Source organism: Microbacterium sp. zg.Y1084, from assembly GCF_024623595.1.
Classification (GTDB): Bacteria; Actinomycetota; Actinomycetes; order Actinomycetales; family Microbacteriaceae; genus Microbacterium; species Microbacterium wangruii.
The window spans coordinates 1-14,163 of sequence record NZ_JANJGV010000002.1; the positions used below are offsets into that span (position 1 = coordinate 1).

13 protein-coding genes are annotated in these 14,163 nt (G+C 70.4%); 10 read left to right on the forward strand and 3 right to left on the reverse strand.

Translation table 11 applies throughout. The features are described 5' to 3' along the window. Nucleotides 1-122 precede the first annotated feature (122 nt). The 8 genes from tsf (at nucleotide 123) to NQ165_RS01275 (ending at nucleotide 5,855) form a co-directional block, all read left to right on the forward strand. Nucleotides 123-950 carry a translation elongation factor Ts gene (tsf, locus tag NQ165_RS01240; protein WP_257530527.1) on the forward strand — a complete coding sequence of 276 codons (828 nt, stop codon included), beginning with the start codon at nucleotides 123-125 and terminating at the stop codon, nucleotides 948-950. A gap of 81 nt (nucleotides 951-1,031) precedes the next feature. Continuing rightward, nucleotides 1,032-1,751 (forward strand): UMP kinase, encoded by a 720-nt coding sequence (gene pyrH, locus NQ165_RS01245; RefSeq protein WP_257530529.1) that lies wholly within the window; start codon nucleotides 1,032-1,034, stop codon nucleotides 1,749-1,751. 80 nt (nucleotides 1,752-1,831) lie between these two features. After that, nucleotides 1,832-2,386, forward strand: coding sequence for a ribosome recycling factor (gene frr, locus NQ165_RS01250; RefSeq protein ID WP_257531697.1), 555 nt, complete (start codon nucleotides 1,832-1,834; stop codon nucleotides 2,384-2,386). Nucleotides 2,387-2,392: 6 nt separating this feature from the next. Continuing rightward, nucleotides 2,393-3,418: a phosphatidate cytidylyltransferase gene (locus tag NQ165_RS01255; RefSeq protein ID WP_257530531.1), complete on the forward strand. Its 1,026-nt coding sequence runs from the start codon at nucleotides 2,393-2,395 to the stop codon at nucleotides 3,416-3,418. After that, nucleotides 3,415-4,068 (forward strand): DivIVA domain-containing protein, encoded by a 654-nt coding sequence (locus tag NQ165_RS01260; protein WP_257530533.1) that lies wholly within the window; start codon nucleotides 3,415-3,417, stop codon nucleotides 4,066-4,068. Before NQ165_RS01255 ends, NQ165_RS01260 begins: the two co-directional genes overlap by 4 nt. A gap of 59 nt (nucleotides 4,069-4,127) precedes the next feature. Continuing rightward, the gene (locus NQ165_RS01265; RefSeq protein ID WP_257530535.1) at nucleotides 4,128-4,838 is read left to right on the forward strand and encodes a lytic transglycosylase domain-containing protein; all 711 of its coding nucleotides are present in this window, start codon (nucleotides 4,128-4,130) and stop codon (nucleotides 4,836-4,838) included. An 11-nt stretch (nucleotides 4,839-4,849) separates the two neighbouring features. Next, the gene (locus NQ165_RS01270; protein ID WP_257531699.1) at nucleotides 4,850-5,134 is read left to right on the forward strand and encodes a hypothetical protein; all 285 of its coding nucleotides are present in this window, start codon (nucleotides 4,850-4,852) and stop codon (nucleotides 5,132-5,134) included. A 1-nt stretch (nucleotide 5,135) separates the two neighbouring features. Beyond that, the gene (locus tag NQ165_RS01275) at nucleotides 5,136-5,855 is read left to right on the forward strand and encodes an alpha/beta hydrolase (protein ID WP_257530537.1); all 720 of its coding nucleotides are present in this window, start codon (nucleotides 5,136-5,138) and stop codon (nucleotides 5,853-5,855) included. 10 nt (nucleotides 5,856-5,865) lie between these two features. Here NQ165_RS01275 and NQ165_RS01280 read toward each other — a convergent pair whose 3' ends face one another. Then, on the reverse strand, nucleotides 5,866-6,939 hold the full coding sequence (locus NQ165_RS01280) for an AI-2E family transporter (protein ID WP_257530538.1): 1,074 nt from the start codon (nucleotides 6,937-6,939) through the stop codon (nucleotides 5,866-5,868). 159 nt (nucleotides 6,940-7,098) lie between these two features. Between NQ165_RS01280 and NQ165_RS01285 the strand changes: the two genes are divergently transcribed. Both NQ165_RS01285 and NQ165_RS01290 read left to right on the forward strand, forming a co-directional pair. Continuing rightward, nucleotides 7,099-8,928 (forward strand): glycosyl transferase, encoded by a 1,830-nt coding sequence (locus tag NQ165_RS01285; protein ID WP_257530540.1) that lies wholly within the window; start codon nucleotides 7,099-7,101, stop codon nucleotides 8,926-8,928. After that, on the forward strand, nucleotides 8,925-9,866 hold the full coding sequence (locus NQ165_RS01290; protein WP_257530542.1) for a tetratricopeptide repeat protein: 942 nt from the start codon (nucleotides 8,925-8,927) through the stop codon (nucleotides 9,864-9,866). The genes NQ165_RS01285 and NQ165_RS01290 overlap by 4 nt, the downstream gene beginning before the upstream one ends. Nucleotides 9,867-9,918: 52 nt before the next feature. On the opposite strand, the gene glgB is transcribed toward NQ165_RS01290, so the two are convergent. Both glgB and NQ165_RS01300 read right to left on the reverse strand, forming a co-directional pair. After that, nucleotides 9,919-12,063 carry a 1,4-alpha-glucan branching protein GlgB gene (gene glgB, locus NQ165_RS01295; protein WP_257530544.1) on the reverse strand — a complete coding sequence of 715 codons (2,145 nt, stop codon included), beginning with the start codon at nucleotides 12,061-12,063 and terminating at the stop codon, nucleotides 9,919-9,921. Beyond that, nucleotides 12,060-14,144: an alpha-1,4-glucan--maltose-1-phosphate maltosyltransferase gene (locus NQ165_RS01300; RefSeq protein WP_257530546.1), complete on the reverse strand. Its 2,085-nt coding sequence runs from the start codon at nucleotides 14,142-14,144 to the stop codon at nucleotides 12,060-12,062. The genes glgB and NQ165_RS01300 overlap by 4 nt, the downstream gene beginning before the upstream one ends. Nucleotides 14,145-14,163 lie beyond the last annotated feature (19 nt).

The following is a 14,163-nucleotide window of genomic DNA, read 5'->3' on the forward strand; positions in this document are numbered from 1 at the left end:
GGCGCCTGCGCCCCCGCCCCCCAGCGGCCCCCGTATACCCCCCGCGGGGGGGGGGGGGGGGGGGCGGGGCCCCCCCCCCGCGGCACCACCGACAAAGCCACCGAACCTAGGAGCCACCACCCATGGCAAACTTCACCATCGCCGACATCAAGGCGCTGCGCGACCAGCTCGGCACGGGCATGGTCGACACCAAGAAGGCGCTCGAGGAGGCCGACGGCAACCTCGAGAAGGCCGTCGAGATCCTGCGACTCAAGGGCGCGAAGGGCAACGCGAAGCGTGCCGACCGCTCCACCAGCGAAGGCCTCGTCGTCGCCCGTGAGCGTGACGGCAAGGTCACGCTGCTCGAGCTGAACACCGAGACCGACTTCGTCGCCAAGAACGACCGCTTCATCGCGCTGGCCGACAAGGTGGCCGACGCGGCCGCCGCCGTCGACGCCGACTCCGTCGAGGCCGCCCTCGCCGCCGACGCCGGCGGTCAGACCGTCGCGCAGCTCATCGACGACGAGGCCGCCATCATCGGCGAGAAGGTCGAACTGCGCCGCGTGCGCACGCTGACCGGCGACAACTTCGAGGTCTACCTGCACAAGACCAGCAAGGACCTGCCCCCGCAGATCGGCGTGGTCGTCGCCTACTCCGGTGACGACGCCGAGACCGCTCGCAGCATCGCGCAGCACATCTCGTTCGCCAACCCCACCTACCTCTCCCGCGAGGACGTCCCCGCGGCCGACGTGGACAAGGAGCGCGAGATCGTCACGGAGATCTCCCGCAACGAGGGCAAGCCCGAGGCAGCACTTCCGAAGATCGTCGAGGGACGCGTGAACGCGTTCTTCAAGCAGGTCGCCCTGCTCGACCAGGACTACGCGAAGGACAACAAGATGTCCGTCGCCCAGGTCGCCAAGGACGCCGGCATCATGATCACCGACTTCGCCCGCTTCAAGGTCGGCGCGTAAGTCGCGAGAAAGGCCCGCATCGCTTCGGTGCGGGCCTTTCCCATGCCCGACGCTAGGTTGTAGAAGACGAGAGGACCACACGTGATCGATGAGGCCACGGGACGCCGCCGCGTTCTGCTGAAACTGTCCGGAGAAGCATTCGGAGCAGGCCAGCTGGGGGTCAACCCCGACGTCGTCAGCCAGATGGCGCGCGAGATCGCCGCCGCTGTGGACCGCGTGGAGATCTCCATCGTCGTCGGAGGGGGCAACTTCTTCCGGGGCGCGGAGCTGAGCCAGCGCGGCATGGACCGCGGGCGAGCGGACTACATGGGGATGCTCGGCACGGTGATGAACGCCCTGGCGCTGCAGGACTTCCTCGAGCAGGCGGGCGCCGCCACCCGCGTGCAGTCGGCCATCTCGATGACGCAGGTCGCCGAGCCCTACATCCCGCGCCGCGCCGAGCGCCACATGGAGAAGGGCCGGGTCGTCATCTTCGGCGCCGGCGCGGGGCTGCCGTACTTCTCCACCGACACCGTCGCTGCCCAGCGTGCGCTCGAGATCGGCGCGAGCGAGGTGCTCGTCGCCAAGAACGGCGTCGACGGCGTCTACACCGCCGACCCGCGTCTGGACGCGTCCGCGACGCGCCTGGACCGCCTGACCTACGCCGACGCGCTGCAGCGCGGGCTGAAGGTCGTCGACTCGACCGCGTTCAGCCTCTGCATGGACAACCGCATGGACATGCGGGTGTTCGGCATGGAGCCGGCGGGGAATGTGACGCGGGCGCTGCTGGGCGAGCCCATCGGCACCCTCGTGACCGCCTGACGCCCACGCGGCGTAGCGCCCCTGGGTGAGGACCACCCTCAACTAGACTTGAACGACCTGCCCCGACGAATGGAGTGACCGTGATCGCCGATGTGCTGGCCGATGCCGGAGCACGCATGGACCGCGCTGTGGAGGCCGCGAAGGATGACTTCGCCACCGTCCGCACCGGACGCGCCAACCCTCAGCTGTTCCAGAAGATCCTGGTGGACTACTACGGCACGCCGACCCCGCTCGCGCAGCTGGCCTCGCTGAACAACGCCGAGGCCCGCACGCTGGTCATCTCGCCGTACGACAAGTCCGCGCTGAAGGCCATCGAGCAGGCCATCCGCGACACCCCGAACCTCGGCGTCAACCCGTCCAACGACGGCAGCATCGTGCGGGTCACGATGCCGGAGCTGACCCAGGAGCGCCGCAAGGAGTACGTCAAGCTCGTGCGCACCAAGGGTGAGGACCACAAGGTCCACATCCGCGGCATCCGCCGCAAGGCCAAGGACGACCTGGACGCCCTCAAGAGCGATGTCGGCGAGGACGAGCTCGTCCGCGCCGAGAAGGACCTTGACGCGCTGACCCGGTCGCACGTCGACGCCATCGACGAGGCCCTCAAGCGCAAAGAGACCGAGCTGCTCGAGGTCTGACAGGCGATGACCGACCCCTCCGACGACGCGGAGCGCCCGCTCGATCCCCCCGTTCGGCGCTCGGACGGTCGGCGTACCCCCGGCGACCCCGGGGTCGAGTTCAGCACCCATCTGCGGGCCGCCCGCTCCGAGTTCGAGCATCAGGTGGAACGCGCCCGCGCGGACTTCGACCTGGCCAACGAGAAGATCAAGCAGCGCACCGGACGTGACCTGATCGTCGCGACCCTGATCGGACTGGCGCTCGGCGTCGTGGTCATCGGCTCGCTGATGTTCTTCAAGCAGCTGTTCCTGGTGTTCGCCATCCCTGTCGCGCTGCTGGGTGTGTTCGAGTTCTCCCGCGCCCTGCAGAGCGCCGGACGACGCGTCGACGTGGTGCCGCAGCTCATCGCCGCGCTCGCGCTCGTGCTGTCGGGCTACTTCCTGGACTACTTCACGCACTGGGCCGTCGCCTTCGCGGCGGTGGCCTTCGTGATCGTCTGGCGCCTGGTCGCGCAGATGGCGGCGAACGACGGCCGGACGTACGGCGATGTGCTCTCGGACACCCTCATCTCGGGATTCGTGCAGCTGTACGTCGCGTTCCTCGGCAGCCTGCTGCTCATCCTCCTGCGGCAGGACCAGGGGGAGTGGTGGGTGCTGGCGATGATCGGCACCGCGGTGGCCGCCGACACCGGCGCCTACGCATTCGGGCTCATGCTCGGCAAGCATCCCATGGCCCCGCGCATCAGCCCGAAGAAGACGTGGGAGGGCTTCGGCGGTGCCGTGCTGGCCGCGGTGGCCGCCGGCGTGCTGTTCGGCATCTTCCTGCTGCAGGTGCCCTGGTGGGCCGGCGTCGTCATCGGTCTCGCGGTGCTGGCCACGGCGACCCTCGGTGACCTCGGCGAGTCGATGATCAAGCGGGACCTCGGCATCAAGGACATGAGCTCATGGCTGCCGGGACACGGTGGGGTGCTCGATCGACTGGACTCCATCCTGCCCTCCACGGTGCCGGCCCTGGCTCTGTACTTCGTCTTCTTCCCCCTGGTGGCGGCATGACCCTCTCTCACGCGCACGAGACCGACGCGCCGTCGGCGGAGCCTCTGGGCGCCGACATCGACGCGGATGCCGCCGGCGACGACGCCACCGAGAAGACGGCGCCCGCGGCGCCCTTCCCCCTCACCCGGGGGCGTGAGAAGGGCTATGACGTTCAGGCGGTCGACGCGTTCCTCGAGCAGGCGCGGGCGGCGTTCGAATCCGACCCCGCCGAAGCCACGCTCGGCAGCACCGAGGTGCGCCGCGCCGGGTTCCCGCTCGTGCGCCACGGGTACGTCATCGCCGCCGTGGACGCCGCCCTCGGCCGCATCGAGGACGCCTTCGCCGCTCGCGAGCGGGAGTACGCGCTGTCGCGGGCCGGCGCGCGGGCCTGGGTCGGCCGTTCGCGTGAGCTCGCACAGGAGGTGCTCGACCGTCTGGCCCGACCGCGCGGCCGCCGGTTCGATCGCGTCTCCGCGCTCCGCTACGGCTACCGGGTCGACGAGGTCGACATCGTCGCCGACCGGCTCGCGGCCTACCTCGCCGACGGCGCTCCCTTGACGACCGATCAGGTGCGCACCGTCGCCTTCCGCATGCAGCGTGGCGGCTACCGTGAAGCGCAGGTCGACGCGGTGCTCGACGCCGTCGTCGAAGTCATGCTCGCGATCGGCTGAGCGGCACCGACCAGCCGCGTATGCCGTCGGTCGGCCGAGCCGGTAGACTCTCGCACACTGTGACTTCCGGCAACGAGATCTCCGCCCCGGCCACTCGGCCGCCCGCACTGCGCGGCGCGGCACCGACCCGCCGTTCGATGCGCGAGGCCCAGCAGCCGCGCTGGTCGCGTCGCCGCGGGGTGCTGTCGGTCTTCGCCACCCTCGCCGTCGCCGGGTTCGCCGGCGCCTACATCGGCCCGCTCGGCGGGTCGCTCTCGCAGGCCGTGGCCGAGGACAAGGCGCCCGTGTCGCTGTACGCCGATTCGCTGAGCGACGCCCAGGCCCTCGCCGGAGACGCCGCGCAGGCCACGCCCGAGCCCGTCACCTTCGAGCGCAGCGGCTACAGCGTGTACGTCACGCCCAAGCCGACCCCGACGCCGGAGCCGGAGCCCGCTGCCGCCGAGTCCACGGGCTCGTCCGCGGCTGCTGCCGGCCCCGTCTTCTACACCGGCGGTGGCAGCGCCGCCGAGTGGATGTCCGCTGCCGGCATCGCTGAGGGCGACTGGGGCTACGTCGACTACATCGTGGGCCGTGAGAGTGGCTGGAACCCCAACGCCACCAACCGCTCCTCGGGTGCGTGCGGCCTCGTGCAGGCGTACCCGTGCAGCAAGGTGCCCGGAAACGGCTACGACCCCGTGGACAACCTCCGCTGGGGCAACGGCTACGCCACCGGTCGCTACGGAAGCTGGGCGGCGGCCTACGACTTCTGGCTCAGCAACCACTGGTGGTGACCTCCGCCGTCATGCCCCGTTCCCGACGCCGTCGACCCGAACGGCCACGCGACGATTCGCTGGACCGTCTCATCGCCGGCTGGAAGCGCACGGAGGTGCGTCGCGGCGCGGAGTGGACGGTGCAGCCCGTGGCCGCCTCGCAGGCCCAGAAGACGTACATCTGCCCCGGGTGCGGGCGCACGGTCGATCCAGGCGTGGCGCACGTCGTGGTCTGGCGCGCGGACGGCATCCTGGGCGAGGCGGCGGCGCTGGCCGACCGCCGTCATTGGCACAACGCCTGCTGGAGGATCGGCTGACGTGGAGATCCGTGGACCGGTGCAGCTTCCCGCGCATCGCGAAGAGATCGAGTTGCACACCCTCGACGGGCTGACGCTGGTCGGCGAGCTGGCAACGCCGCTCGAGCACGACCCGGTGGCGACGCTCGTCACCCTGCACCCGCTGCCCACCGCCGGCGGGTTCATGGACTCGCACATCCTGCGCAAGGCCGCCGGGCGGCTGCCGGCGCTGGCAGACCTGGCCGTGCTGCGCTTCAACACGCGCGGCACCACGTCGCCGCGCGGCACCAGCGAAGGCACCTTCGACGGCGGACAGGCCGAAGAGTTCGACGTGGCCGCGGCGATGGCGTTCGTGCATGAGCGGGGCCTGCCCCGGCCCTGGTTGCTGGGGTGGTCGTTCGGCACCGAGCTGGCGCTGAAGTACGGTCGCGATCACGACATCGAGGGTGTGATCCTGCTCTCGCCGCCCCTGCACCGCGCGACCGCAGACGAGGTCGCCGCCTGGGCGGGTGACGGACGCCGCGTCGTGATCGTCGTGCCCGAGCTCGACGACTACCTGCGCCCCGCCGAGGCGGCGGAGCGCTTCGCGTCGATCCCGCAGGCCGTCATGATCCCGGTGACCGGGGGACGCCACCTGTGGGTGGGGGAGAACCAGACCCGCCGGGTGCTGACCGAGATCGTCGCGGCGGTCAATCCCGACGCACTGCCTCTCCCCACGGTGTGGGACGGGCCGGCGGCCTGAGGGGCATCCGTCACCGCTCGTTCTGACGTGGGATGACGACCTGCCGGTAGATGATCAGGATGCTGGCGGCGACCGGGATCGCGATGAGCGCGCCCAGCAGGCCCAGCAGCGAGCCGCCGGCCAGGGCGGCGATCACCACGACGGCGCCGGGGATCGACACGGCCCGGTTCATGATGCGCGGCGAGAGCAGGTACGCCTCCAGCTGCATGTAGATGGCGTAGTAGATCAGTGCCGTCAGCGCGGTGCCGGGGGACCCGAGGCCGGGGATCAGGCACACCAGCACGATGATCGTGGAACCGGTCAGGGTTCCCACCAGGGGGATCAGCGAGAAGAAGAAGGCGACGACCGCCAGGACGGCCGGGAACGGCGCACCGATGATCGAGAGGAAGATCGCGCTGAGCACGCCGTTGATGACGCCGAGGCTGGCCTGCCCGATCACGTAGAAGCCCACCGAATCGGTGATCTGCTCGGAGAGGTCGATGAAGCGCTCCCGCTTGGATGCCGGAACGAGCTGGTACACGGCCGCTTTGAGCGACGGGGTGGAGGCGGTGAAGTAGATCGTGAGGATCAGCACGATGAACGCTCCGGTGAACCCGGCGATGAGCGCGCCGCCGATGGCGATGAGGCTCTCGCCGACGGTCGTGCCGATCGTGCCCAGGTCGAGGGTGTCGTACCAGTCCTGCACATACCCGAACACCTCGTCGACGTTCAGCAGAGGGAACACCTCGTGCATCCAGTCCTTGACGGTCGTCACCGGGTCGTCGAGGTCGCCCCGGTCGATCAGCCGCTGGATCTGCTTCACCAGCTGGGAGACCTGCCCCACGATGATCGGCACCACCATCAGGACGATGCCCGCGAACGCCGCCAGCACGGCGATGATCGTCGTCAGCACGGCGACCCAGCGACGGAAGCCGCGCCGGACGAGCCAGGAGATCACCGGCTCCAAGCCCAGCGACAGGAACAGCGCCGTTCCGACGTAGAGCAGGATCGTCTGCAGCGTCGAGACGCTGGAGATGATCAGGAGCCCCACGCCCACACCCAGCGTCGCGATCAGCGCCGTGCGGAAAGGGTGCTGGATCTTCACGTGCGCCTCCTGTGGATATCGGTTCCGTCAGGATACGCACGCGCGGGTCTGCCGCGTGCGGACGCGCCCTCCCAACGCATATTCAGGTCGATGTCGCTAGGCTGAAATGTCGATGGTGCGCCCGGCCGTCCCGAGTTCGGGTGCAGAGAGGTGTTCTTCGTGCGATTCGTATGGGCCGTGGCAGCCTTCGTGCTGGCCGCCCTCATGATCGGCGCCGGCGTTGCCCAGCGGACGGTCTTCCAGGGCCCGACCTCGTACAGCGAGTCGATCGAGGTCACCCAGGATGTGCCCTACGTGCTGGTGGACGGTGCCGCGCTGGCGAGCCACCCCGGCGCGCAGACGCTGCGCGCCCAGGGCGATGGCCCCATCTTCGCCGCCTACGGCCGCACCGACGATCTCGCCGCCTGGCTGAGTCCGTGGCAGTACGCCCACGTCGAGGTGGACGATGAAGGCGCGATCACGACGACGATCGTGGAGCCCGAGGCAGCGACCGAGGAACCCGCCGGAGACGACGCGGCGGCCGAGGACGCAGCCGGCGAGGATGCCGCGTCGCCCACACCGCTGAACCCCGCCGGGTCCGACCTCTGGCTCGATGAGTTCGCCGACGAGGACCTGCTCATCGAGACCCTTCAGCTGCCCGAGGACATGAGCGTGCTCGTCGCCGCCGACGGCGCCACGCCCGCACCCGCGAAGCTGACGATGACCTGGCCCGTCGTGAACGCGACCCCCTGGGCGGGCCCGCTCGTCGTCGGCGGTGCCGTGCTGCTCGCTGTGGGCATCGTGCTGTACATCCTCGGCATCCGTCACGTCCGCCGCTCTCGCGGGCCGCGCCGGAAGGGCCTGCCGATGCCGGTCACCGAGCCCATCGACCTGGCGACCGCGGAGGAGGAGAAGGGCGTGATCGCCGCAAGCCCCTCGCGTCGCTCGCTCGGCACGCGCCGCCGCCGCTTCGCCGTCGTGCCCGCCATCGGCCTGAGCGTGCTGCTGGCAGGCTGCACGTCCGACGCCTGGCCACAGTTCAGTTCGTCGCCCACTCCGACTCCCACCGCCACGGTGATCGCGCCCGAGAGCCAGCAGGCCCCCGCCGTGACCGAAGCGCAGGCGGCGCAGATCCTCGCCCGCATCTCCGAGCAGGTCGCGGCGGCGGATGAAGCCCTCGACGCGAATGCCGCGGCGAAGCGGCTGACCGGACCCGCCCTGGCGGAGCGACGCACCAACTACACCCTCCGCGCGGCGATCGCGGAGCAGAAGCCGCTTCCGGCGATCCCCTCCGGGCCGGTGTCGATCCTCCTGCCGCAGGCCTACGACGGCTGGCCGCGCACCTTCATGGCGGTCGTCGGCGACGAGGAGGCCGGCAACACCATCATGTTCGTCACGCAGGACGACCCCTGGAGCGGCTACAAGCTGTCCTATGTCGGTGGGCTGGATGCCACCACCGAGCTGCCGCTCGCCCCGGCCTACGTCGGTGCAGCACAGGTGTCCCCGGACAACGCGTTCCTGGCCATCGCACCGGAGAAGCTCGCCGCAGCGTACGCCGACGTTCTCAACAAGGGCGACTCCAGCGAATACGCCGGCCTGTTCGACGAGGCCGCGGACCAGTTCCGCAGCGGCGTCGCCAACGACCGCGCCGCGCGCCTGGACGCGTTCAACCAGACCGGTGCCGAGACGGGCAGCCTGACCTTCGAGTCGGTGCCCGGCTCGCAGGCGCCCGTGTCGCTGGCGACGCTGGAGAACGGCGCGATCGTGGCGGTGACGGTCAACGAGAACGAGACGGTCAGGCCCACCACCGAAGAGGCCGTCATCAAGCTCGACGCCGACTCCCCGAACCCCACCGTCGCCACCCTGACCGGCGCGACCCAGTCGGCCACCGGGTTCACCACGACATTCGGTGACCAGCTGTTCTTCTACGTTCCTGCGAAGTCCTCCTCCGAGCGCATCCAGCTGCTCGGGTACTCCTCCCACATCCTCGACGCGAAGGTGATCCCGTGACCGACCCGACCACAAGCGCGGTGCTGCGCGGCGCCGTCGATCTGTCCTCGCTGCGCAACCGCCCGCAGCCTCCCGCCGGCGGTGCCGCAGCCTCGGGTGCGGCCGCTTCGGACGCCCCGACGGTGCCGTCGCTGGTCATGGATGTCACGGATGCCACCTTCGGCGCCGTTCTGGAGCTCTCCCGCACCGTGCCGGTCGTGGTGGATCTCTGGGCGGAGTGGTGCGGGCCCTGCAAGCAGCTCAGCCCCGTGCTCGAGAAGGTCGTGACCGAGCTCGGCGGCCGGCTGGTGCTGGCCAAGGTGGACGTCGACGCGAACCCGCAGCTGGCGCAAGGCTTCCGCGCCCAGTCCATCCCGATGGTCGTCGCCCTCGTCGCCGGCCAGCCGGTGCCGCTGTTCACGGGCGCCGTGCCCGAGGCGCAGGTGCGCGAGGTGTTCGCCCAGCTGCTGCAGCTGGCGGCGCAGAACGGCGTGACCGGCACGGTCGATGCCGGCGCGCCGGCCGCCGAGGAGGAGGAGCCGCAGATCCCGCCGCTTCACGCGGAAGCCTTCGACGCGATCGAGGCGGGGGACTATGCCCGCGCCGTCAGCGCCTATGAGCGGGCACTCGCGGAGGACCCCCACGACGAAGACGCCCGCGCGGGCCTCGGCCAGGTGCGTCTGCTCGCCCGCGTGCAGGGGCTGGACCTGCAGGCCGCCCGCGCCGCTGCCGCTGCCGCCCCGCGCGACGTCGCCGCCCAGTTCGCGGTGGCCGACCTCGACCTGGCCGGCGGCCATGTGGAAGACGCGTTCCTGCGTCTGCTGGAGCTGTTCCAGGCGCTCCCCACCGACGAGAGGGCACCCGTGCGTGAGCGTCTGCTGGAGCTGTTCGGCCTGGTCGGCGACGCCGACCCCCGCGTGCTGCAGGCGCGCCGCTCGCTGGCGAGCCTGATGTTCTGATCCGCCCCCGGCCGGACGCGACATCCGTCGCGCCGGCCGGGAGCGGCCGGGGCTAACTGCCCTCGTGGCGCAGCCACAGCACGCCCAGCGGCGGCAGCGCCATCGTGGCGCGCCCACCGTCAGCGGCGTGCACCGCTCCGAGGTTGCCGACGCCCGATCCGCCGTACTCCTGCGCGTCGGAGTTGAGGATTTCGCGCCAGGTTCCCGCGGAAGGCAGGTCCAGTTCGAAGCCGTGGATCGGCACGCCGGAGAAGTTGCAGATCACGGCCACCGTCTCGCCCTCGTAGCTGTGACGGGCGAAGGCGACGACGTTGGGGTCCCAGCGCGGCGCCCCCAGTCGCGCGAACGCGCCCGCGTCGGAGTCGCGCTGCCAGAGTGCCGGCTGCTCGCGGTACACGCGGTTCAGGGCCGCCACGAACGCGTGCAGCTGCTGGTGCGGCGGCTGATCCAGCATCCACCAGTCGAGACTGCGGCTTTCGGACCATTCGGACATCTGGCCGAATTCCTGGCCCATGAACAGCAGCTGCTTGCCGGGGTGACCCCACATGTACGACAGGTACGCGCGCATGTTGGCGAGCTTCTGCCAGTGGTCGCCGGGCATGCGGGCGATGAGGCTGCCCTTGCCGTGGACGACCTCGTCGTGACTGATGGGGAGCACGTAGTTCTCGCTGAACGCGTAGACGAACGAGAAGGTCAGCTCGCCCTCGTGGTGCGCCCGGTACATCGGGTCGCGCTTGATGTACTGGAGGGAGTCGTTCATCCAGCCCATGTTCCACTTGAACCCGAAGCCGAGCCCGCCCTGGCTGGTGGGGGCCGTCACGCCCGGGAAGCTCGTGGATTCCTCCGCGATCATCGCGATGCCGGGGAAGCGCTTGTACGCGGTGGCGTTGACCTCCTGGAGGAAGCCGATGGCCTCGAGGTTCTCGCGCCCGCCGTGGATGTTCGGCTCCCATTCGCCCGGCTCGCGCGAGTAGTCGAGGTAGAGCATGGATGCCACGGCATCCACCCGCAGGCCGTCGACGTGGAACTCCTCGAACCAGTACAGGGCGTTGGCGACGAGGAAGTTGCGCACCTCGCTGCGGCCATAGTCGAAGATGTAGGTGCCCCAGTCGCGGTGCTCGCCGCGCCGCGGGTCGGCGTGCTCGTACAGCGGCTCGCCGTCGAAGCGGGCCAGCGCGAAGGCGTCCTTGGGGAAGTGGCCGGGCACCCAGTCCATGATCACGCCGATGCCGGCGCCGTGCAGGCGGTCGATCAGGTAGCGCAGGTCGTCGGGGCGGCCGAACCGGCTGGTCGGGGCGTAGTAGCCGCTGACCTGATAGCCCCACGAGCCGCCGAAGGGGTGCTCGGCCAGCGGCATGAACTCGACGTGCGTGAACCCCTGGTCGGTGACGTAGGCGATGAGCTCATCCGCCGCGTCGCGGTACGACAGGCCCTGGCGCCAGGAGCCGAGGTGCACCTCGTAGACGGACATCGGCGCGGCGTACGGTGCACCGGCGGCGCGGGCCGCGACCCAGTCCCCGTCGCCCCAGGTGTACTCGGACGCGGTGACGACCGAGCCCGTGGCGGGCGGGATCTCTGCCAGACGCGCCATCGGGTCTGCCTTGAGGATCCAGTCGCCGGCACGGGTGAGGATCTCGAATTTGTAGACGCTGCCCACCCCCGCGTCGGGGACGAACAGCTCCCACACGCCGCTGGATCCCAGCGACCGCATCGCGTGGCCCTGACCGTCCCAGCCGTTGAAGTCGCCCACGACGCGCACGGCCTGGGCGTGCGGTGCCCACACGGTGAAGGCGACGCCCTCGACGTCGCCGAGGCGTCGCACGTGGGCGCCCAGCACATGCCAGAGCTGCTCGTGGCGTCCCTCCCGGATGAGGTGCAGGTCGAGTTCGCCGATCGTGGGGAGGAACCGGTAGGGGTCCTCGGCCGCGTAGCCCGAGCCGTCGTCGTAGGTGGCGCTGATCAGGTACGCGGGGGCCTTCGGGGCCTCGAAAGAGCCCTCCCAGATGCCCGAGCGCAGGTGCCGCATGGGTACGGAGCGACCGTCGTCGAGGTCGGCCGACACGGTCGCCGCCAGGGGGCGGCGCGCGCGCACCACCCAGGAGCCTGCTGCGTCGGCGTGCAGGCCGAGCACGTCGTGGGGGGCGTGGTACGACCCGGTGGCGATCGTGTCGATCACGCGGTCATCGGGCGCGGTCATCGCTTCTCCTTCACATGCAGAATGTGTGCCGGCTCCTGGAAGGCGTCCAGCCGCACGAAGTTGTGGTCGGTCCATGTCCACTCGGCGCCCGTGATGAGGTCGACCACCTCGAACGGGTCACCGGGTCGGACTCCCCACTGGGTGGTGTCGAGGTGCACCATGGTCTGGCGGGCGGAGTGCGGATCGACGTTGGCGACCACGATCACGGTGTCGGACTCGCCGGTGGGCGTCAGCGCGGCCGGCAGATGCTTGGCGTACACGAGGACGGCGTCGTCGTCGCTCCAGTGCACGCGCAGGTCGCGCAGCTGCCGCAGCGCCGGGTGCGCGCGCCGGATCTCGTTGAGGCGGGTGAGGAACGGCGCCAGCGAGTCCCCGCGGCGCTCGGCGTCGGCCCAATCGCGCAGCTTGTACTCGTACTTCTCGTTGTCGATGTTCTCCTCGGACCCCGGCCGCGCGACGTTCTCGTACAGCTCGAAGCCGGCGTAGACCCCGTATGAGGCGCCCGCGGTCGCGGCGATCGCGGCGCGCACGCGGTAGGCGGGGCGGCCACCGTACTGCAGGTACTCGGTGAGGATGTCGGGGGTGTTGACGAAGAGGTTCGGGCGCATGAAATCGGCCGTTTCCTCGCTGATCGAGGTCAGGAACTCCTCGAGCTCGGCCTTGGTGTTGCGCCAGGTGAAGTACGAGTAGCTCTGCTGGAAGCCCGCCATCGCCAGTCGCTGCATGGGCGCCGGGCGGGTGAAAGCCTCTGCGAGGAACACCACGTCGGGGTCTTCGTCGTTGACGGTGGCGATGAGCCACTCCCAGAACTGCAGCGGCTTGGTGTGCGGGTTGTCGACGCGGAAGATCTTCACGCCCTGGGCGATCCAGTGCCGGACGACGCGCAGCACCTCGGTCCGGATGCCTTCGGGGTCGTTGTCGAAGTTGACGGGGTAGATGTCCTGATACTTCTTCGGCGGGTTCTCGGCGTACGCGATCGAGCCGTCCGGCAGCGTGGTGAACCACTCCGGGTGTTCGGTGACCCACGGGTGATCGGGGGCGGCCTGCAAGGCGAGGTCCAGCGCCACCTCCAGACCGTGGCGGCCGGCTTCCGCGACGAACGCGCGGAAATCGTCCATCGTGCCGAGGTCGGGGTGGACGGTGTCGTGGCCACCGGCCGCGGAGCCGATCGCCCAGGGTGAGCCGGGGTCCCCTGGCTGCGGATCGAGGGTGTTGTTGCGGCCCTTGCGGTTGATCTCGCCGATCGGGTGGATGGGCGGCAGGTAGAGCACGTCGAAGCCCATCGCCGCGACGGCGGGCAGGCGCTCGGCGGCGCTGCGGAAGGTGCCGCTCGCGATGGTGCCGTCGGCCTGGCGACGGGCGCCCTCGGAGCGGGGGAAGAACTCGTACCAGGCGCCCACCCCGGCCCGCTCGCGCTCGACGAGCAGTTCGTAGGTGGGGCCCACGGTCATGAGCGACTGCAGCGGACGCGCGGCGAACCCTGCGGCGATCTCCCCGTCGCGCACGATGTCGAGTGCGTCGGCATCGGCGACGTCCGGGCTGCGCAGGCGGCTCGCGGCCGCTTCCAGCCGCCGGCGCTCGGCGGCGGGGCGGGACTTCTCTGCGGCGGCGCGCTGGAACAGCAGAGCGCCCGACTCGCGCATCAGAGCGGTGTCGACGCCGGCGGCGATCTTCACGTCCGCGGCGTGCGCCCACGTCGCCACCTCATCGCCGAACGCCTCGAAACGGAAGCGCCAGGTGCCCTGCTCCAGCGGAGAGACGAGCACGCTCCACCGGTCGAACCCGTCGTTGCGCGGGGTCAGGCGGTGCAGCGACTCATCCCCTGAGGGGGAGAACAGACGCAGGTGCACGCCGATGAGGTCGTGACCTTCGCGGAACGCCGTCACCTGGAAGGGCACCGCCTCGCCCGAGAAGGCCGTGGGTCTGAAGCCCGGGTCCGGCGTGCTCGGCCGTGGCAGCGCGAGCGGGATGCGCCCCGCCGCCGTGTCGGGATCGGGCTGCCACGCGGCGGCAGGACGGACGGGCAGGTCTGCGGTGCTCCGCCAGGGGCGCGGCGGGGCGGTCTTTTTCGGGGTGGCCACGTCTCGAACCTACCGCTCG

What these genes read in the sequence shown, in the direction of transcription:
- tsf (WP_257530527.1), top strand. Translation starts at nt 123, where the DNA reads ATGGCAAACTTCACCATCGCCGACATCAAGGCGCTGCGCGACCAGCTC.
- NQ165_RS01255 (WP_257530531.1), top strand. Translation starts at nt 2,393, where the DNA reads ATGACCGACCCCTCCGACGACGCGGAGCGCCCGCTCGATCCCCCCGTT.
- NQ165_RS01260 (WP_257530533.1), top strand. Translation starts at nt 3,415, where the DNA reads ATGACCCTCTCTCACGCGCACGAGACCGACGCGCCGTCGGCGGAGCCT.
- NQ165_RS01270 (WP_257531699.1), top strand. Translation starts at nt 4,850, where the DNA reads ATGCCCCGTTCCCGACGCCGTCGACCCGAACGGCCACGCGACGATTCG.
- glgB (WP_257530544.1), bottom strand. Translation starts at nt 12,063, where the DNA reads ATGACCGCGCCCGATGACCGCGTGATCGACACGATCGCCACCGGGTCG.